This window comes from Novacetimonas cocois, assembly GCF_003311635.1.
Classification (GTDB): Bacteria; Pseudomonadota; Alphaproteobacteria; order Acetobacterales; family Acetobacteraceae; genus Novacetimonas; species Novacetimonas cocois.
The window spans coordinates 102,943-122,144 of the sequence record NZ_QEXL01000003.1 but is presented as its reverse complement, the minus strand read 5'-3'; the positions used below and the strand labels follow the sequence as shown (position 1 = coordinate 122,144).

General features: G+C 57.4%; 18 protein-coding genes. 8 read left to right on the top strand and 10 right to left on the bottom strand.

The window, feature by feature from the left end; all coding sequences use genetic code 11:
* Positions 1 to 57 precede the first annotated feature (57 nt).
* Positions 58 to 330 (bottom strand): hypothetical protein, encoded by a 273-nt coding sequence (locus NJLHNGOC_RS03405; protein ID WP_113595106.1) that lies wholly within the window; start codon positions 328 to 330, stop codon positions 58 to 60.
* A 203-nt stretch (positions 331 to 533) separates the two neighbouring features.
* Here NJLHNGOC_RS03405 and NJLHNGOC_RS03400 point away from each other — a divergent pair, with 203 nt between their 5' ends.
* Positions 534 to 1,199, top strand: coding sequence for a glutathione S-transferase (locus tag NJLHNGOC_RS03400; RefSeq protein ID WP_113595105.1), 666 nt, complete (start codon positions 534 to 536; stop codon positions 1,197 to 1,199).
* 60 nt (positions 1,200 to 1,259) lie between these two features.
* Here the strand turns inward: NJLHNGOC_RS03400 and NJLHNGOC_RS03395 are convergent, their stop codons facing one another.
* The 3 genes from NJLHNGOC_RS03395 to NJLHNGOC_RS03385 form a co-directional block, all read right to left on the bottom strand.
* Positions 1,260 to 2,006, bottom strand: coding sequence for a hypothetical protein (locus tag NJLHNGOC_RS03395; protein ID WP_113595104.1), 747 nt, complete (start codon positions 2,004 to 2,006; stop codon positions 1,260 to 1,262).
* The gene (locus NJLHNGOC_RS03390) at positions 2,003 to 2,677 is read right to left on the bottom strand and encodes a type 1 glutamine amidotransferase domain-containing protein (RefSeq protein WP_113595103.1); all 675 of its coding nucleotides are present in this window, start codon (positions 2,675 to 2,677) and stop codon (positions 2,003 to 2,005) included. The genes NJLHNGOC_RS03395 and NJLHNGOC_RS03390 overlap by 4 nt, the downstream gene beginning before the upstream one ends.
* A 159-nt stretch (positions 2,678 to 2,836) precedes the next feature.
* Entirely contained in the window at positions 2,837 to 3,742 is a 906-nt protein-coding gene (locus NJLHNGOC_RS03385) for a LysR family transcriptional regulator (RefSeq protein ID WP_113595102.1), read from the bottom strand.
* 116 nt (positions 3,743 to 3,858) lie between these two features.
* On the opposite strand from NJLHNGOC_RS03385, the gene NJLHNGOC_RS03380 reads away from it, so the two are divergent.
* The 3 genes from NJLHNGOC_RS03380 (at position 3,859) to NJLHNGOC_RS03370 (ending at position 9,187) form a co-directional block, all read left to right on the top strand.
* Positions 3,859 to 5,574, top strand: a complete 1,716-nt coding sequence (locus tag NJLHNGOC_RS03380) for an NAD-dependent malic enzyme (RefSeq protein WP_113595101.1) — start codon at positions 3,859 to 3,861, stop codon at positions 5,572 to 5,574.
* Positions 5,575 to 5,629: 55 nt separating this feature from the next.
* The gene (locus NJLHNGOC_RS03375) at positions 5,630 to 7,696 is read left to right on the top strand and encodes an FUSC family protein (protein WP_239021299.1); all 2,067 of its coding nucleotides are present in this window, start codon (positions 5,630 to 5,632) and stop codon (positions 7,694 to 7,696) included.
* Positions 7,697 to 7,948: 252 nt separating this feature from the next.
* Positions 7,949 to 9,187, top strand: a complete 1,239-nt coding sequence (locus NJLHNGOC_RS03370; RefSeq protein ID WP_113595100.1) for a cation:proton antiporter — start codon at positions 7,949 to 7,951, stop codon at positions 9,185 to 9,187.
* On the opposite strand, the gene NJLHNGOC_RS03365 is transcribed toward NJLHNGOC_RS03370, so the two are convergent.
* The 6 genes from NJLHNGOC_RS03365 to NJLHNGOC_RS03340 all read right to left on the bottom strand — a co-directional run bounded on the left by NJLHNGOC_RS03365 (position 9,179) and on the right by NJLHNGOC_RS03340 (position 15,633).
* Positions 9,179 to 10,492 (bottom strand): DUF4910 domain-containing protein, encoded by a 1,314-nt coding sequence (locus tag NJLHNGOC_RS03365; RefSeq protein WP_113595099.1) that lies wholly within the window; start codon positions 10,490 to 10,492, stop codon positions 9,179 to 9,181. The genes NJLHNGOC_RS03370 and NJLHNGOC_RS03365 overlap by 9 nt on opposite strands.
* 53 nt (positions 10,493 to 10,545) lie before the next feature.
* A complete protein-coding gene (locus NJLHNGOC_RS03360; RefSeq protein ID WP_133258659.1) occupies positions 10,546 to 11,517 on the bottom strand; it encodes a hypothetical protein in 972 nt (323 codons plus the stop codon).
* A gap of 25 nt (positions 11,518 to 11,542) precedes the next feature.
* Positions 11,543 to 12,502 (bottom strand): hypothetical protein, encoded by a 960-nt coding sequence (locus tag NJLHNGOC_RS03355; protein WP_113595097.1) that lies wholly within the window; start codon positions 12,500 to 12,502, stop codon positions 11,543 to 11,545.
* Between the two features lie 54 nt (positions 12,503 to 12,556).
* On the bottom strand, positions 12,557 to 13,852 hold the full coding sequence (locus tag NJLHNGOC_RS03350) for a class I SAM-dependent methyltransferase (protein WP_113595096.1): 1,296 nt from the start codon (positions 13,850 to 13,852) through the stop codon (positions 12,557 to 12,559).
* 64 nt (positions 13,853 to 13,916) lie between these two features.
* Complete coding sequence (locus NJLHNGOC_RS03345; protein WP_113595095.1) at positions 13,917 to 14,462, bottom strand: dTDP-4-dehydrorhamnose 3,5-epimerase family protein; 546 nt, start codon at positions 14,460 to 14,462, stop codon at positions 13,917 to 13,919.
* Between the two features lie 163 nt (positions 14,463 to 14,625).
* Positions 14,626 to 15,633 (bottom strand): SDR family oxidoreductase, encoded by a 1,008-nt coding sequence (locus NJLHNGOC_RS03340; RefSeq protein ID WP_113595094.1) that lies wholly within the window; start codon positions 15,631 to 15,633, stop codon positions 14,626 to 14,628.
* Between the two features lie 90 nt (positions 15,634 to 15,723).
* On the opposite strand from NJLHNGOC_RS03340, the gene NJLHNGOC_RS03335 reads away from it, so the two are divergent.
* The 4 genes from NJLHNGOC_RS03335 (at position 15,724) to NJLHNGOC_RS03320 (ending at position 19,140) form a co-directional block, all read left to right on the top strand.
* The gene (locus NJLHNGOC_RS03335) at positions 15,724 to 16,770 is read left to right on the top strand and encodes an NAD-dependent epimerase/dehydratase family protein (RefSeq protein ID WP_113595093.1); all 1,047 of its coding nucleotides are present in this window, start codon (positions 15,724 to 15,726) and stop codon (positions 16,768 to 16,770) included.
* A gap of 46 nt (positions 16,771 to 16,816) precedes the next feature.
* Positions 16,817 to 17,710: a hypothetical protein gene (locus NJLHNGOC_RS03330; protein ID WP_165837833.1), complete on the top strand. Its 894-nt coding sequence runs from the start codon at positions 16,817 to 16,819 to the stop codon at positions 17,708 to 17,710.
* Positions 17,711 to 17,806: 96 nt separating this feature from the next.
* On the top strand, positions 17,807 to 18,571 hold the full coding sequence (gene rfbF, locus NJLHNGOC_RS03325; RefSeq protein WP_113595091.1) for a glucose-1-phosphate cytidylyltransferase: 765 nt from the start codon (positions 17,807 to 17,809) through the stop codon (positions 18,569 to 18,571).
* A 140-nt stretch (positions 18,572 to 18,711) separates the two neighbouring features.
* Positions 18,712 to 19,140 (top strand): hypothetical protein, encoded by a 429-nt coding sequence (locus NJLHNGOC_RS03320; RefSeq protein WP_113595090.1) that lies wholly within the window; start codon positions 18,712 to 18,714, stop codon positions 19,138 to 19,140.
* Positions 19,141 to 19,202 lie beyond the last annotated feature (62 nt).

Genomic DNA, 19,202 nt, shown 5'->3' with positions numbered 1-19,202 from the left:
AAAAAGGGAAGGGGGCGAGCCGTCACCACACAAGACGGCCGCCATCCCGTGATGGCCCTATTGCCGAAAAAGGGTTTTTCTTGTCTTGCTTACATATCCGGAAAGTTTGCGTATCAGCGGCGTGGGCGTATCGGGCCGCGGCGTCTTCATGTCGGGTGGCGATCCCGCCGGTGCGTCGTTTACGGCGGAAGTGTCGCGCCGGTCCTCATTTTCCGGTAATTCCATGATATTTTCCCCAATGATCTTTTCCCCGGCCAGAAAAACGTGGGAACCGCCGAAACGTGGACACCGCCACGGTTGGGTAATCGGGAACTCTGCCGCAAACGCCACGTCCGTTTGGAAGCGTCCTGACAACGCGCAACGCGGTCGCGTGTTGCATGACCATCTTTTCCGCCCGTCTTTCCCGACGGCGATGCAACCGCGCATGAACATTCTCAATGTCGGCGCGTTCAGGTCGCGATGCTGACGCACTTCATGCGCAACATGTTCCCTCATCATTGGAAATGGGGGCGAAAGCACAAGGACGCTTCGCCATGATTACCGTGCATCACCTGAACAATTCCCGTTCCCAGCGCGTATTATGGCTGCTGGAGGAACTGGAACTGCCCTATGAAATACGCTTCTACCAGCGCGATCCGAAAACCATGCTGGCGCCCGCCGCGCTGCGCAAGGTGCATCCGCTCGGCAAGGCGCCTGTCATCACGGATGGGAATGTCACCCTTGCCGAAAGCGGGGCCATCATCGAATACATACTGGAACGTTACGGCAATGGACGCCTGCTGCCGCAGGCGGGAACGCCCGAATGGCTGCGTTTTACCTACTGGCTGCATTATGCCGAAGGATCGGCCATGCCGCCGCTGGTGATGAAACTGATTTTCCAGCGCCTACCCCGACAGGCCCCGTTTTTCGTGTGGCCTGCCGCGAAGCTGATTTCCGGCGGCGTCCAGCGGCGTTTCATCGACCCGCAGATCCGGCTGCACATGGATTACTGGGAAACCGAGCTTCAGACCCATGAATGGTTCGCCGGCCCGGACTTTACGGCCTGCGATATCCAGATGAGCATTCCCCTGGAAATCGCGATAACACGGGCACGCGCCATTGCGACACGCCCCCATGTGACCTTTTTTGTGGAGCGCATACGCGCGCGCCCCGCCTATTGTCGCGCCCTGGAAAAAGGCGGTTCGTACGCCTATACCTGAAACCGCATCGCATTGCCCGTACCTGCCCCGGCGGCGCGTCGGGCATGCGATCAGGTCTGTTCAGGCGAGCGGGGTAAGGCGCCCCGGATTTGCTTTCCAGTCGCGCAACGCTTCCTCGCAATAGGGCAGCACCTCGAATACTGCCATGGCCGTCAGGGCACCTGCGGCATACGGCAGGCCCAGCGGGTCGCGTTTCAGGCGCAGCGGGGCAGGGGGCATGACCCGGCGACCCATCAGGGCCTCCAGCTGGGGCCAGTGCAGGACGGAAATCATCGACACCGCCAGCAGGGGAATCATCTCCAGGAAACTGTGGACATGCTGTTCCACCGGCTGCACATCGCGCCGCGTCACGGCATAACTGACATCCCACATCGCCGTCGCTTCATGCACGAAAAAGGTGGCGATCATCAGCGACAGGACCGGCACGTCGATTTCCAGAAACAGCCCGGCCAGCACAGGCACAGCCGCCTCGCCCAGCATCAGCAGGTGAAGGCCGGTTTCCTTCAGGCCCGTCGTATGCTGGATGTCGGTGCGGCGATGGCACCACCAGTCCGTCAGGCCAGAGGCCAGCCACAGCGGAATGACGAAATACTGCAGCACCTTGCGCACGACGCGACGGGTTTCATCCGTTTCGGCAGGTTCCTGTGTCACGGATGTGCCGCCCGTCGGGGACTCGCCAGTGGCGATGACGATGCGCGACTGGCGTTTTCCCCGCCACCACGCAACCACGCCCGCCCCCAGTGACACGCCCGCCATCGCCAGCGTACCGATTGCATAATATCTGAGAAAAGTCCTGTTTTCCTTCATGTGGCATGCCCCTGCGGCATCTGGGCCGCCGTCGCATGGGATGCCGCATGGGCAGAGGCAAACATCGCCACGATGGCGGGACAGAAGACCTTCAGGTCGCCGGGGTTGCGCGATGTCACCAGCATGCCATCGGTCACGACGTCACGATCAACCCAGTGCGCCCCGGCGTTCGTCAGATCCGTGCGCAGGGAAGGCCAGGATGTCATCGTATGTCCCCGCACGCCCTCGGCATCGATCAGTGTCCATGCCCCGTGGCATATGGCGGCAACCGGCTTGCCCTCCTGCACGAATTCCCGGACGAAGCGCACCGCGTCGCGATCCATGCGCAGGTGATCGGGATTGGTGGTGCCCCCCGGCAGGACAAGGCCGGCGAAATCATGGGCATGCGCCTGTCCCACCTGCATGTCGACATGATAGCGGTTGGTGGGATTGACGTCGGCCTCCATGGCCTGGATTTCCCCGCTCTGCGGTGAAACCAGAACGGTGCGCGCCCCCGCCTGCCGCAGGGCGGCGGCAGGATCGGTCAGTTCCACTTCCTCCACCCCATTGGTCGCAAGGATCGCAATCGCAAGCCCCGCGAGACTGCCGCCGTCACGGCGCGTCACGGCATCGGAAGGCGGGTGCGCCACATGCATGGCGGCGTCTGTCTGGCGCGAATTTCTGAGTATCATGGTCGTCCTCCATCTGCGATGGGCAGGGGATGCCGACAGGATCTTCAGCCTTGTGAATCGACACCCCTCTCATGACCCCAACGAGTGGAGAGCGACGCATGTTCCCTGAAAAATACACAGGCTTTCCCTATGGAAAGCCGACATGCATGCAATCTTCGCTCAGGTTACGAAGTCACGGTGCCGCAGGGCCTGACGGACAAAATCAAGAAAGAACCGCGTCCGCGACGGCAGATGCGCGCGGGAGGGATAGACCGCGCACAGCACGATTTCTTCCCACGCATATGACGTAAGACATTCAATCAGCCGACCGCATTTCAGGTCGTCGGCGATGTCCCACAACACCTTCAGCGCAATGCCGTGACCACTGACGGCCCAGTCATGGACAACCTCGCTGCTTGATGCCGCCAGATGGGGCGTGACATGGATTTCCTTGCGCACCTTGCCATCGTGATAGGCCCATTCGTTGAAAATCCGCTGCCGGCGCAGCAGGCATATGCAGTCATGTTTCAGAAGGTCATGCGGTGTCGCGGGAAGTCCCCTGCGCGCGCGATAGTCGGGAGAGGCACAGACCACGCGGCGGCTGCTGATCAGCGTGGTCGCCATGACCCCCTGATCGGGCGGCATGCCCGCGCGGATCGCGATATCCAGCCCGTCATCAATGACATCCAGCCCCGCATCGGACAGCGTCAGGTGAACGGTCACGTCGGGATATTTTTCGACAAAGGCCGCCACGATACCCGCCAGTCTCTTGCGGCCCAGTTCGGAGGGAACCCCCACCCGCAGCAGGCCGTGCGGAATATCGGCCCGGGCCGTGACTTCCGCCTCAGCCTCCTCGATTTCCTCCATGATGCGCACGGCGCGTTCATGCAGCCGCAGCCCTTCGGCCGTCAGCGCGAAATGACGCGAGGTACGGGTCACGAGGCGGGTGCCCAGACGCGCTTCCAGCGCGCTGAGCCTGCGGCTCATCGCGGCGGAGGACATGCCCACAACGCGCGCGCAACCTGCGATGCTTCCTGCCGCGGCCAGGGTGCAGAAGAATTTCAGGTCACTGATTTCGTCTGGCATGCGCTCTCCATGATTGCGTCTGGCGTACGGTTACCGTGCATGCGCGTGCTCTACACGGAATTGTGCGGATCGGTATTGTGCGCATCCTTTCACCGTGATCGCAATATCGAGTTCTGATGCCTTTTTCCGCGCGCCTTTCCCGTACATCCCCCCGCAAGGTCAGCCTGCATGGCCGTAACCTTCTGGAATGTCCTGTTTTGAACAAGGGAAATGCCTTTGACATGCGCGAAAGGGATCTGTTCGGATTGCACGGGCTGCTCCCGGCCAATGTCACGACGCTGGAACGCCAGGTCGCCCGCGCCACGCGACGGCTTGCGGCCCTGCCGGACAATTTTTCGCGCCATGTTGCGTTGCGCGAAATCCAGGACCGGAATGAAACGCTTTTCTACGCCATCATCGCGCAGTCGCTCGAACACTATCTGCCCATTATCTACACCCCGTGCATCGGGCGCGCCTGCCGGCAGTTCAGCCAGATATGGACACGTCCGCGCGGGCTGTTCCTGAGTTACGAAGACAGGGGGAGGCTGGCCGATATCCTGTCGGACCCGCAGTGGGACGACGTGCACGTGATCGTTGCCAGCGACGGGGGCAGCATCCTGGGCATTGGCGATCAGGGCGCCAACGGAATGGGCATTCCGATCGGCAAGCTGGCGCTCTACACGGCCTGTGGCGGCCTGGACCCGGCATGCGCCCTTCCCATCGAGCTTGACGTGGGAACGGACAATGCGACCCTGCTGGAGGATCCGGATTACATCGGCTGGCGTCATCCGCGCGTGCGCGGTGCGGAATACGACGCGTTCATCGCCGAATTCGTCGAAGCGGTGGAAGCGCGCTGGCCCCATATCGCCCTGCACTGGGAGGATCTGGCGGGCGCGGACGCGCTGCGGATCCTTCATCGTTATCGCGGGCGGATGTGCACCTATAACGATGACATACAGGGCACGGCCGGCGTCACCGTCGGCGCACTTCTGGCGGCAATCAGGGCTGGGGCCGCGCCGGTCGCGCAACAGCGCATCGTCATCTTCGGCGCGGGGGGCGCGGGCTGCGGCATCGCGGACCTGCTGTCGCGCCTTATGATCGCGGACGGCATGGACCCGCAGGAGGCGCGTCGTCGCTTTTTCATGATCGATGTCGACGGCCTTGTCCGGCAGGGAATGGCAGGCATTACCGACGGGCAGCGCCCCTTTGCCCAGCCTGCGGATATCGCGGCGGAATGGCATGTGCGCGATCCCGCCCATCTCTCGCTGGCGGATGTCATGGCGCATGTCCGTCCCACCATGCTGATTGGCACGTCAGGGCAGGGCGGGGCGTTCACGCGCGACATCATCGCCCCCATGATCACGGGAACATCGCGTCCCGTTATCTTCGCCCTGTCCAACCCGACCGCCAATATCGAGGCGACGCCTGCGGATCTGCTGGAATGGACGGATGGTCGCGCCATCATCGGGACGGGGGGACCTTTCGCGCCGGTTGTCTTCAACGGGCAGGAACGCCCGGTGGACCAGATCAACAATTCCTATGTCTTTCCCGGTGTCGGCCTGGCGGTGGTGGCAGGCGGCATCACACGCATGACGGATGGCATGTTCCTTGCCGCGGCCCACGCGCTGGCGGAACGTTCACCTGCGGCACATGCACACGGGCCAGACAGCGCGCCGCTCCTGCCGCCGGTCTCCGAACTGCCCAGGGTCGCTGTTTCCGTGGCCCGCGCCCTGATCCGGCAGGGACAGGCGGAAGGCGTGGCCCCACCCGCCACGGAGGCCGAGACGGAAACCGCCCTGCGAAACGCGACATGGACCGCGCGGTACCAGCCTTATGAAAAGGTGGATGGCTGAGGACGCGCCACCGCCACGCAATGCATTTCCATTACATCAGAATGCGTCATAGCTGATGTATCTTCACCGTTTCATGACGAGTGTGCCCTTTCGTCCGGCATGGACGCGCAATGGGGCCGCCATGATGCAATGGCTGTTCTGCCCCACGCCGCAGGCCGTGGGTTTTGCCCTGCGCAATACGCTGGCCTCGCTCCTCGCGCTGGCGGTGGCGTTCTGGATGGAACTCGACAGTCCCCAATGGGCCGTGGCGACCGTCTGGTCCGTGGCGCAGGTGCGCCGGGGCGAAAGCATGTCCAAGGCGCGCTGGCGGATCGTGGGTACCATGGCCGGGGCGATCGCGGCCGTGGTCTTCATCGCCGCGTTTCCGCAACAGGCATGGCTGTTTTTCCCCGCTGTGGCCATCTGGATCGGGCTGTGCAGTTTCCTTGCGACGTTCAGCCTGAATTTCCGCTCCTATGCTTTCGTGCTGTCCGGATATACCTGTTCCATCATCGCGGTCGCCGCCGCATCACAGCCCGACAATGTCTTTTTCATCGCGGTATCGCGCGCGACCTATATCGTACTGGGGGTGGTGTGCGAGGCCGCGATGGCATTGCTGTTCGCCCATGACCTGGCGACCCGGGCGCGTGCGACAATGCATGCGCGGGTGGAGGAGGTCCTGCACCAGCTTGCGCTGCTGCTGCGCGAAATCGTGCTGCATGACCGCGAGACCCTGACCCATGCGGGCGAGTTTTCGGACATGATGGTATCGGTTCACAGGGGAATAGAATTTCCTGCCATTGAAATGGGGCGCCATTCCCATGCCGGGGATCATGCGCGTGCGGTTTTCGCCAATATTTCCATCATGGTCACACGCCTGTTCGGCCTGTCCGGCGCGGCAGGGCAGGGGGACCCGGTTCTTCTGGATACGCGCGAACGGCTTTTGCGCCTGTGTGACAGCCTGCATTCATGCCGGTTGCACCAGGGCATATTGCAGGCATTGCACGGGGAGGCCAAAGCCCTCGCCACGCTGTTTCACGATCGCGCCCTGTATGACAACAAGGATGAGGCGCGGCGTGTCACCCACACCATGTTGCATGCCGCGATGACGGATCTCGCGCAGGCGCTGGAGCACTGTCAGGCCATTTTCACGCCACCGGCACATGACCGGTTCCGCTTCCGCCTGCCGGGGCATCGGGACCTGCGGCTTGCGCTGTATAACGGTTTGCGTGGCGCGGCGGCCATCATGATCGCCGGCCTTGTCTATGAAGTGACCGCATGGCCCGGCGGGATGGGATTTATCGCGATCACCACGCTGGTATGCGGCCTGTTCGCTACACGGGAAAACCCGGTCGTGGGGACGCTGCGCTTCCTGTCAGGCGCGATATGGTCCGCCGTTGCCGCCGGATGCCTGGACCTGTGGATCGTGCCCTATCTCAGCAATTACGAGGAACTGGCCTTCGTGCTGGGCATATTCCTGTTTGTCGGTGGCCTGGCAAAATATAATCCCGGCACTGCTGGTGCGGCTGCGGCCTACGGGCTGCTGATGCCCAATCTCCTGATGCCGGGGAACCAGTTGCGGGTGGATGAAATCACCTTCCTGAACAACGCACTGCATACAGTGCTGGCTGTCGGGCTGAGCGTGCTGGTATTCCGGCTGGTGCTGCCTTTCTGCGCGGCGGAGGAACGCGTCCGCTTTGCCGCGCATATCCGTGCCGAACTGCGCGGATTGTGTATCATGCCGCTGCCCCCGCTACCCCAATGGTGGATCGGAACCAGCGTCGACCGGATCGGGCGGCTGGTCCGCCATGCCGCACAGGCCGGGGACCGCGCGGCGGCAGGGGAAATCCGCCAGGCACTCATGCTATCGGCGGTCGGACTGAATATCCTGCTGCTGCGTCAGCTGAAACGTGAACAGGATAACGATGCCTCCCACAGCCTTGCCGTGCTGCTGCGGACACTGGCGCGATACCAGCCCGTCAGCCGGCGGGGGCTGGCGATGATCTCCGTCACGCGGCGTCGGTTACGGGCGGCGGCGCAACGTGACGGAGCCGATCCGTGGCTGTTGCAGGTGATGGGATGCCTTGACGGTATTGAACGCACGGCCGCCATCAGCATGGATGGAAACCGGGCATACGTCTGACAATACATCATGACGTCCACGGAATAGACCGGAGATTTGCAAATATTACATTCAGTATTAAAAATACATATGGATTTATCATGAAATCAAATATCCTATCAAATCTGAATGAAAATCATTTTTCACGAAAGATGGGATTTCTTTGATTTCTGTGCCGCATCAGGATGTGCCGGACAGGTGACGTTTTATTTACATGCCCTGCATATCGATATATAACAATCCGGGTCGGAAACAAAAACAAAAGAGAACGGCATGGATAGGATGTTTCATTTTTCGGCGGACATAGTCCTGTTCGTTTTTATTCCTCTGCTATTGTGGCACCTCTGCCGGAAAGCCGTACCGATTGTCGTAATTCCCATTCTGGTGGGGATCGTGATCGCCGTTACAAAATACCCCGTCGGCGCATGGGGCATTCCCTCCCAATATGGCGAAAACATTGGCTGGATCGCCGTGCTCGTGCTTGCCTTTACCGCCGGGCTGGACATGTGGCAGCTGTCCGATGGCACGGATCCCAACCAGACCTTCACCTCGCCATCGCTGGGGCGGTTGCTGGCAAGCGCGCTGGTGGCGCTGGGGGTGCCTTTCTGCATCGGCTCCGTGCTGATCTATTTTTATTTCCTGCCCCTTCACGGGTGGGAGACGCCACACGGCAGCCCTGTCATCGGGGCCATGTCCATCGGGCTGTGCCTTGCCGTCAGTGCCCTGCCGGTGCTGATCGGAATTGTGCGCGAACTTTCACCAGCGGAACGTCCGATGGGTCAGTTGGCGCTGCGACTGGCGGTTGTGGACGACGCCGCATTGTGGATCGGGCTGGCCTGCCTGCAGTTCGCGGCGGAAGGGTCGGATGCTTTCCACGGATGGCGCATCCAGCAGTTCCTGGCCGTTGCCCTGCTGGGCATGCTTGCCCTCATTAGTGGCGCGGCCACACGGCGTCTGCAGCAGCCCCCCATGTGGGTCATCTGGATGTGCGTGCCGGTCTGGCTGGTGGCCGGGGCATGGGCCAGCAGGGAAATCGGGCTGCATGAACTTATCGGGGCTTATTATGCTGGTGCTGTCATGCCCCCCCGATGGGTCCGTCGCCTGCCGGTGGAAAAGGTGGGAACGTTCGCCCTGTTCTGGCTGGCGCCCATGTTCTTTGGCCACAGCGGCATGCACATCAATGGCGAGGCCCTGACATGGCCATCCGTGTTCGCGTCCTTCATGCTTGTCGTCATTTCGATCGGAAGCAAGATGGGGGCGGTCGTCCTTTATCCGCCATCTCCCGACATGTCCCGTTCCGAGGCGCTTGGCATGGGCGCGCTTTTGCAGTGTAAGGGGCTGATGGAAATCGTTGCCGCCACCATCCTGCATGGCAAGGGCATGATTTCGGAATTCGCCTATGCCTCCCTGATGATCCTGGCTGTCACGTCCACGACGCTGACGGGACCCATGTTCCGGCTCGTGATGAAGCAACGGCCGACATGGAAGGATGGGCCGATCGGATCAGCCTGACCGCTGCGCCAGAAGGCCTGCCTGCGTCAGGGCGTCTGCCGCAGCAGCCACGGCGGCAAAGGGTTTGTCCGCCCGTATCGCGATATCCAGAAGCGAATGGCCGCCATCCGCAAGGTTGAGGGTCCACAGCAACGTCATCTGATCGAACTTCGCCCCGCCCGCGTCTTCATCCCCGCCGCCAATGGCCTTGTAAAGGCCCCGGCGTCCCAATTGTGGTTCCCCATAAGGAAACAGGCTGCGTGGCAGGAAATCCTTTTCGATCATCATGACAAGGTCGGTAATAAAACAGAACGAGGCATAAAGCCCGGCCGGCGTGACAAAATCCAGATTGTCGGCGGACGTATGATATTGCGCGAACTGCCCGTTGGGGGAACGCATCAGGCATCCCACCGGCAGATTGAACCCGGGCGAGCAATATTGCCGCTCATCATATCCATAAGGTTCGAACGGCACGACCCTGCCACCCCAGCGCGTTTCCACGAGATGGGCGGCATAGCGGTCAATCGCCGCATTCCCCTGGCGGGATTGCTTATAGGTGGGGGAACCGTCATCCCCCAGACAGCTCATGACCAGACCGTGCCGGACATGCTGCAGTATATGGCGATTACGGGCAAGCCATGTGATGGATCCGATCGTCCCGGGAATGAAAAGGAAACGATAGGACAAATGCCGGCAGGGCATGTTCCGCAGATTGCGGATCAGTTCAATCGCGATTGCGATTGAGGAGGCATTGTCGTTTGCCAGCGAGGGATGGCAGCAGTGAACCGAAAACAGGACCTCGTCGGCTTTTTCATTCAGGGGGTGTGTGGCCGGTATCAGCACTTCCCCGTAACTGAGATGCCCCGGTCCAAGTTCGGTCCGGATATCAACGTCATATTCCTCGTCCGTCAGTTGGGCACGTTGCCTTGCGGAGAGGCAGAATCCCCAGTCATGGTTATAATAGCTGGTGCGATAGGGAATGAGATCCGGCTGATCAGGTAGCCAGTGGAGATGCTTTTCCAGTTCCGTCCGTGAAACCCGTGCATGTATCGGGATACTGTAATGGACCAGATGCAGGTTGCATCGTGCCCAGTCGATCACGATTTCACCATTGGTGCGTCGGATCGTCGCGCTGTTTACATTCCATTCATCCGGCACCGTCCAATCAAGCACCCTGGTCCCGGACGCGACATGATGGATCTGGAAGTCCGTTGTCTGATCGGAAATGTATTCAAGCGTCTGGCGAATGCCCCTGCCGGTTATGCTTCGAAAAACAGGAAATATGTTTTCCACATGACGGTACAGTATTTCCGGCGAGGTCTCCATATCAGGAACATGCCTTTCTGCTGACGGAGAAAAATACAGGGTGCGCGCATTTTCTAGTGCGGCGTGAAGGGACCGCTGACCGGTGCCTGGACCTTTCCGGGCCCTTTCATCACACCCTCCCTGCCTGTCACGCCCCATGTATTGAAAGGAAACTGTACAACGTTATAGGGACTGTTGGACAATATCCACGCATCGGACGTCGGCTTTCCGTTATAACCGTTGACCATGACGAACGATCCGGGGGTCATGTACAGCTGGGACGCTACCATGTTTGGCAAGGCACGCAATTCGATCACAGGCTGGGTGGATGGGCCGATTTCAATATGGCCGTCAAATTCGACCAGCGCGGACAGAATGGCCGTCCTGCCATTATAATCCCAGTGACCGCCAACCCAGTCCATCTCGAACCCGCCTTCGTCATCGATCCCCAACTGATTGTTGAAGACACCGACATCAACGAACGTGATACGTTCCCCTGCGTCCTGGACCGCAGGCATCGTGTATATTCCGGTCTTGTTGTTGAATATCTGGATATGCGACAACCCGAATCCGTAACAATGATTGGCGAACGTAATTCCCCGGCGGAAACCGGAAATGGACATGTTTTCCAATGTCATCGCGGCCGCAAGTATATTGTCATTATGGACGCTGTTGAAAACGATCCCGTCTGCATTTTCGTTTCCGATCAGGCGTATTCCCTTGATATAATGAAGAAATGATCCATAATCGGAAACAGTTTCACTGTCGGTGCTGATCGTCAGCGCCGCTTCGCCCGGAGGCAGGGCGGAAGCATCGATCCGTCCGTCCTGTAACGTGACACGCAGGGGATTGATGAGCACGCCATGAGTCAGATGCACGGTCCGGCCGGACAGGTTGATGATGCATGGGCCATGTCCGCTGTAACAGGATTTCAATGCCGCGGGCAGGTTGGATGCCGCATCCACACCCGTAGATGCGGCCTGCGCGGTTCCCTGTGTTCCCAATAGTCCCGATAGCAGTATCACCGCCATATAACCGAATTTCATGCCGAATGCCTCATTGTGATTTCAATCAGAATTCTTCCCTGATTTTCCTGATCCTGCCGATACGATAGGAAAATATTTTTTCACCCAGCAGGGAGAACAGCAGTCTTGCCCGCTTTTTCAGGGCATGAAACAGGGGAACGCCATAGCTGCTTATGGGAAAGCGACGAAGTTTCTTTCCAAAAGAACTTGATGGAATAAAAAACTTTTCCGGTCGTCCTTCATAGCGGATCGTACTCAGGATATACCGTTTTGTATCGAGAACCGGGTGCATGATCTCGTTTTCCTCAAGAAAATCTGTATCTTCTTCAAGGTAGGCGGGTTCATGACTGTAACGATTCACGTTTACATAACTGGATAGATCCGAAAAGCGATAGCCTGCCTTTCTTATTTCTATCGGAATGAATGCTTCACAATGGGGCCAGTTCTTCAGCATGCCGGCACGAAACTGTTCTGACATTTCCAGACGTCGCCGCAGGAGCAGGGATACGGCACGTCTGGAGAAAATACCGATCTGCAGAAATGTCTTTACCAGCTCCTTTTCCTCATAAACGCCGACACATGATCGAAAAAACCACCATTTATTAAAGGCGCCGCTTGCCGTCACCCCGACAAGATCGCTTCTGTTGTCGTGGACTTTTTTGATCAATTCATCAAAATTCACGTTTCCACGGACATCGTATTCAAAGAGTACATAATAATCATAATCATTATATATATTCATGAAAAAATATAATGCATAATCCACATTATACCACATCAGGTTTCCTTCGCCGCCATCGGCCAGGCCCATTTTCGCGAAATCGGATTCCTGAAACTCAACAACCCGGAGCGTATCTGGAATTCTGGTTTTCCCTGACGTGTTGTTGACAACCACAAACAGGTCGCCCTGACCAATCAATGACTGAAGCCGGAAAAACTGACGCTCGACAAAACTGTCCCATGTATGGGTACGGAACAGGACGGCGTATCGCGGTACATCAACCACAGGATCGGTTCCCTGATGAAATTTCCCAAAGTCATGGGGGAGACTGTGTGTAATTCAGAAAATTTCAACCTGAGGTATCGGGATCACAAATTTCCCACCCCATTCACGGATATAAGACAGGCTGCCGACAATCTCGTTCTTGAGATTCCACGGGAGGATCAGGACAAAATCCGGTTTCTGTTCGCGGATGGCTTCGGGGGAAAGAACAGGAATGCGCGTACCGGGCAGAAGCATGTTCTGCTTGTAGGGGCTGGCATCCGTCGTAAAGGGAATGAGTTCCGGACCAACGCCACAGTAATTCAGGAGCGTATTCCCCTTGGCTGGCGCCCCGTACCCCACCACCACTTTTCCATTGCGATGCGACGTGATGAGGAAATCCAGCAAACCGCACTTTATGTCGATCACGGTTCGCGCAAAATTTTCATAAGTCGCAAAATTCTCGAGCCCGAATTCCTTTTCCTCCGTACAGATCATTTCCACGGCAGGACTTTCCTGCTGTTCTGCATTATCCCTATGTGTTGCAAATACCCTCAGGGACCCGCCATGCGTCGGGAGCTGCTCGACATCGAAAACACGAAGTCCATGCGCGGCAAGGGCACGACGGATAACCTGCAGCGACAGATAAGAAAAATGTTCATGGTAAATGGTATCGAACTGATATTCCTTTATCAGGCGCAACAGATGTGGGAATTCGAATGTCACTATTCCCTGGGGGGCAAGAAGTATCCTAAACCCTTCGAGGAAATCATGAAGATCAGGAACATGTGCCACGACATTGTTCGCAACCATCATGTCGGCCACATACCCTTCCGATTTCAGGCGCGTGGCTGTCTGTGCCCCGAAAAAGGAGACTTCCGTCGCAATGCCTTTTGAGACGGCGATTTCGGCAACGTTGGCTGCGGGCTCTACCCCGAGGGTCCTGATCCCGGCCTCTTTTACATACTGCAGAAGATAGCCATCATTGCTAGCGACCTCAACGACCAGGGATTTTCCATCCAGGCCAAATCGATCAATCTGTTTTTTCACATAATTCTTTGCATGCTGCAGCCAGCTTTCAGAATAAGATGAAAAATAGATGTAATCGCCAAATATGGACTGTGGTGACTCGAATTCCGACAGCTGGACCAGAAAACACTTTTCACAGATAAAGGCATGAAGGGGATAAAATGCCTCCATGCTATTCTGCAATTCCGGTTTGATAAACGAATTCGCCAGTGGCGAAAGGCCAAGATCCACCACACTGCGTTGCAGCGGGGTCGCGCAAAGGCGACAGGCACCGATTGCTGAGTGCGGGATCGCGGAATAAAGCTGCGATTTGTCACGAAGAGGGGAGTGTACCACGTTTTCCATGAGAACCATCCATTATGACAGGTGTGGCTTTGCAGGTTTCAGGAACATCGAAACAACATCAGTTTCAGTTCACCAATGATGCTGGCATGTACGGGGGCCAGTTCAGATCCTTTCCGGATATACAGGAAACAGGACGGGGCCATGTAATGCCAAGTTCCGGATCATCGAAACGGATGCCGCATGCATGTTTTTCTGAATATATACTGGACATGCCATATAATATTTCCGTATTGTCCTCCATCGTCTGGAAGCCATGCGCGCAGCCAGCCGGAATATAGATCATCGTGTTGTTCTGGTCGCTGAGATAGAAACTCTGACACTTCATGTATGTCGAGGATTCAGGGCGCAGATCACAGATGACGTCATGTATTGACCCCCGGATGCAATAAACAAGCTTATCTTCAGCATAAGGGGATTTCTGGTAATGCATCCCCCGCAATGTCCCTGCATGCCTTGTGCGGGAAATGCTGAACTGTATGAACTCAGATTTTATGCCATGATCCATGAATAGATCACGATCGAATATGCGTCCAAAAGATCCTCTTTCATCCTTGTGTTGCGGAAGGATGATTTCCCTGGCATCATTTATTTCTGTTGATTGAAAAAGCATTTATGAGATCACAATCGTGTTATTTGTTGGAGGATCAGAAAACGCTCTATAGTGCTTGCTTAAGCGAAACCTTTCTCAAAGGTTCCGCAGGCATGAAAATATTATCTGCAGCCGGGGCAGGCTTTTTCCCGTAATGGCAGGACGTGGATAAATCATGCGGGCTTCAGTTCCCGACCGGCCGGATTACGATATCCGTGATGTCCGCCCTGCGTGAAAAGGAAAGGCATCCCATAATGATTTCCGCAATATCATAGGGTTGAAGCATCGGGATAATGGCGTCTGGACGTTTTTCTGCCTGCAGGACCTCCTGCTGCATCGGGGTTTCCGTCCTGCCGGGATAGACATTCAGGATACGGATGCCTTTTCCCCGGACCTGGTCCCTCAGGCGGCCAGCTTCCTGTTTTAATGCATGTTTACTGGCGGCATAGGCATCCGTGTGAATGCGAGGTCCCATGATTGCGGTTGAATTGATGAACACGATCTCTCCGCCTCCGGCTTCCAGGGCAGGCAGCAGCAGGTTCGACAGCCTCAACGGAGCATGGACGTTAACCGCCATAAGACGGTCGCGGACATCGGGGGAAATGCGATCAACGCTGTCCGCACAGAAAATACCTGCGGCATGGACCAGCACCTCCAGCCTCGGGATGTCAGAGATGAAAGGGAGGAGGGCATTTTCGTTTGTGATATCCACAGCCCATACGCTGACCCGTTCATTTCCAAGGCTTTGAGCAAGTACCTCAAGCATTTCTTTCCTGCGCCCGACAAGGATGACGTGAAACCCTGCCTGATGCAGCGCAAGGGCAACCGCCCGGCCAATCCCGCTTCCCGCCCCGGTGATCAGGGCCGTGCCATTGTCAGGAAATTCATATTCCAGAAATTTTCTTTCCGATTTCATGATGGCTGAATTCCTGTAAGGAAGGGCAGGGAACCTGAAATACAGGCGGATATTCTTTTTCTTGAATTCCAATATGATGAACGCGGGAAAACAGAAGATTTCCTCCGGGTCTTCGTGCCGGAGCTGCCTATTGCAGAAGACATGTTCGCGGAATTTGTTTTCCCGTCGATAAAACTCAGCCGACATCATAACGTTCCTGATCCCAGCAAAAGGAAAATGGGGCTTCGCATGCATCGTCAGGTCCTGTTCGCTGATGTTGCCTGCATGAAACGGCATGTGCCCCGGGTTCCCCGCCCGATCTCTGTGTCATGGGGATCATTCAAGACGAATTATTTTTTCATCATCTGAGCCGGGAAGAAAAAGTCCATGCGCATACTTGTGGTAGGCAATATGGGGTATATAGGACCAGTCGTCGTGCGGCACCTGAGGACGCGCTTTCCGGCCGCACACATTACCGGATATGACCTCTGCCTTTTCGGGCAATGCCTGACCACGCATGGACCCTTGCCGGAAATTGCCCTGCAGATGCAGTATTTTGGCGATGTGCGCGATATTTCTCCGGAATTCCTGCACGGGGTGGACGCGGTCATTCATCTTGCCGCCATTTCAAATGACCCGATGGGATCGCGCTTTGAGGAGGTTACCGACCAGATCAATCGTGGCGGCAGTCTCCATCTGGCCCGGATGGCGGTAAAGGCCGGCGTGAAGCATTTCGTTTTTGCCTCCAGTTGCAGTGTATATGGCGTGGCAAGCGGCCCGGCCCGGAAGGAAACCGACCCGGTGGAGCCGCTTACGGCCTATGCGCGTTCCAAAATAGAGACCGAACAGGCGCTGGCGGAAATGGAACTGGGCGATATGACCGTCACATGCCTGCGTTTTGCCACGGCATGTGGTTTTTCCGATCGCCTGAGACTGGATCTGGTCATCAATGATTTTGTAGCCAGCGCCCTGACAACCGGCGAAATCGTCGTCCTCAGCGATGGCACGCCCTGGCGCCCGCTGATTCATGTCCGCGACATGGCGCGTGCCATTGAATGGGCGGCCACGCGTCGTCAGGGGCTGCCCTTCATGGTGGTCAATGCCGGGTGTGACGAATGGAATTATACGGTCCGTGACCTCGCGGAAACCGTCGCGGAGTACATTCCCGGCACGAGTGTCAGCATCAATACCGACGCCCCCCCGGACCGGAGATCCTATAAGGTGGATTTTTCCCTGTTCCGCACCCTGGCGCCCGATTTCCTGCCGCAGGTCAGCCTGGCGGAAACGATTACCGAACTGGTCGCGGGATTACGCAACTTAGGTTTTGCAGACAGGAATTTCAGAAATTCCTCCCTGATCCGGCTTCATGCCCTGAAATACATGATCGATGCCGGATATCTGGGAATGGACCTCCGGTGGACCGCAAGCGCCTGAAAGGGACTGCCCACCTGTTGCCGCATATCATGTCAGGATGGAACTCATGACGCTTTTTCAACCGATGTTTGCTACTTTCTGGGGAGGAGGGGCGCTTTCCGCCTATGAAGCCGCCTGCATCAATTCGTATGTGGCGCATGGATACATATTCACGGTCTATAGTTACGAAGCGATTGAAAACCTGCCACCGGGCGTCGTCAACGGCGACGCGCGTGAGATTACCGATCCCGCCAACATGACGCGTTTCAGGATCCGGGGGAAACCCAACCTCAGTCACTTCTCGGACCTGTTCCGTTATGAACTTTCCCGCAAGACCGACAATATCTGGGTTGATGCGGATATGCTGATGCTGCGTCGCCTTGACCTGCAGCGCTGGGATCTGCTGATCGCAAAGGAAGACCCCGTATCCATATGCGGCGCGATCATGCGTCTGGAACGCGACAATCCGAAGCTGGACAAGCTGGTCGAGGAAACGCTTGCGTTACGTGACCGGGATATGGTGTGGGGGGCGACGGGTCCCCGCCTGCTGACATCTCTGTTTGGCCGTCAGGCGGTCATGCAGGATTCCTATGCGCCGCAATATTTCTTTCCGATCCATTTCCGTGAGGCATGGAAAATGCTGCTACCGCAGTATCGGCAGGAATGCGAAAAACTGTGCGCATCGGCCTATACGCTTCATCTGTGGAATGACCAGATGGTGCGTATCGGCATATGGAAACGCTTTGCCCCGCCGCGCGGCTCCTTCCTTGCCGAATGTTTCGCCGCGACGGACGGGCTGCGTTTCTTTGAAGATTTCTACCCCTTGTCGGTCATGGAAAACATGGTCTCCAACTGGAGATTCCGCTGCGAGGGAGGGGAGATTGGCATGGGACAATGGCTGCGCCGCGCGTTGCCGAGCGTACGGGTGACCTGGCGCCGTCGTCTCAACCTGCCGACATAGGATCACCCCGGAAAAGCCGAACCGCCCCCTTCGTCAACGGGACGGGAATTACAGGTCGTCCAGCTTCATATGAAGCCTGTATGGAGAATATTGGTCATGAAAGCCGTTATCCTGTCCGGTGGTTACGGAACCCGTCTGATGGAAGAAACCGAAAGCCGTCCCAAGCCGATGGTTGAAATTGGTGGTCGCCCCATATTGTGGCACATCATGAAAATTTATTCCTGTGCGGGGATCAATGATTTCGTCATCCCGCTCGGGTACAAGGCGGAAATGATAAAGCAGTATTTCGCGCATTATCATCTTCTGTCCTCGGACATCACGGTCGACATGCAGTCCGACAACATCATCACCCTGCGGCGCAACGCGGAACCATGGCGCGTGACGCTGGTTGATACGGGCCTTGATACCATGACAGGCGGTCGACTGCACCGCCTGCAGCCCTATCTGCAGGATGAGCCGTTCTGCATGACCTATGGCGACGGGGTCGCGGAAATAGATGTCCGCACGACCATTGACTACCATCACAGTCATGGACGCATCGCCACGGTCACGGCGGTCAGGCCGCCCGCGCGTTTTGGTACCCTGGAAATCGTCAATGGCTGCGTTAACGCCTTTCGTGAAAAACCGATTGAGCAGGGATACGTCAACGGGGGATTTTTCGTGCTGTCCCCATCCGTGTTCGAATACCTTGAGGATGACGAGACCGTTTTCGAACGCGGCCCCCTGGAACGCCTGGCCAATGATGGACAGCTGATGGCCCTGAAACATGACGGGTTCTGGCATTCGATGGATACGCTGCGTGACAAGCGCCATCTGGAACATCTGTGGGCGACGCACAACGCGCCGTGGCGGATGTGGTGATCCGCCATCCGCATGAGACGCGCGTCCCCACGCGAGGGTGAGCATCAGGGGGATGGACATAGGGATGTCGTGGCATGCTATGATGGCGTGTTCCATCCGTGGGACCATGATGTAACCCCTTAGGTGACAGGGAAACGGACGTGAGCCGGATCGGCAAGGGAAAATGGGGACGCATGCTGGCCTGCCTGATGTTTCAGGTGGGAATGCTGTTTTCTGTCGCCATGCCCTCGCACGCCATGTCCATCATGCCACATTCCCCCGCCATGCATGCCACCGCGGCCATGCTCCCGATGGACATGGCAGTAATGGCGGCAATGCCGGACCTTCATGCCCATGCGTCCCGATGCCATCATGACAGCCCCTGCGGCGGTCCTGCGGCCAGCCATCACGGGGACGATCATTGCTGCCTGCAGGGGGCGAACTGCGTGGTCAGCTGGGCTGTCGCGCCATCTTTCTCCATCCTGTCGGCCCGGTATGCCAAGACGGTGATGTTTGGCGTCACCGATATTGCCGGGGGCGGGGGGATGACTTTCGCCCCGGCACTTCCGCCACCCAGAAAAGCGGCCTGATCCTGTTCTGACCGTTTCAGGGCCGGTTGCCTCGCGGTGACCGCTTCCGTGCTTTTTCTGGC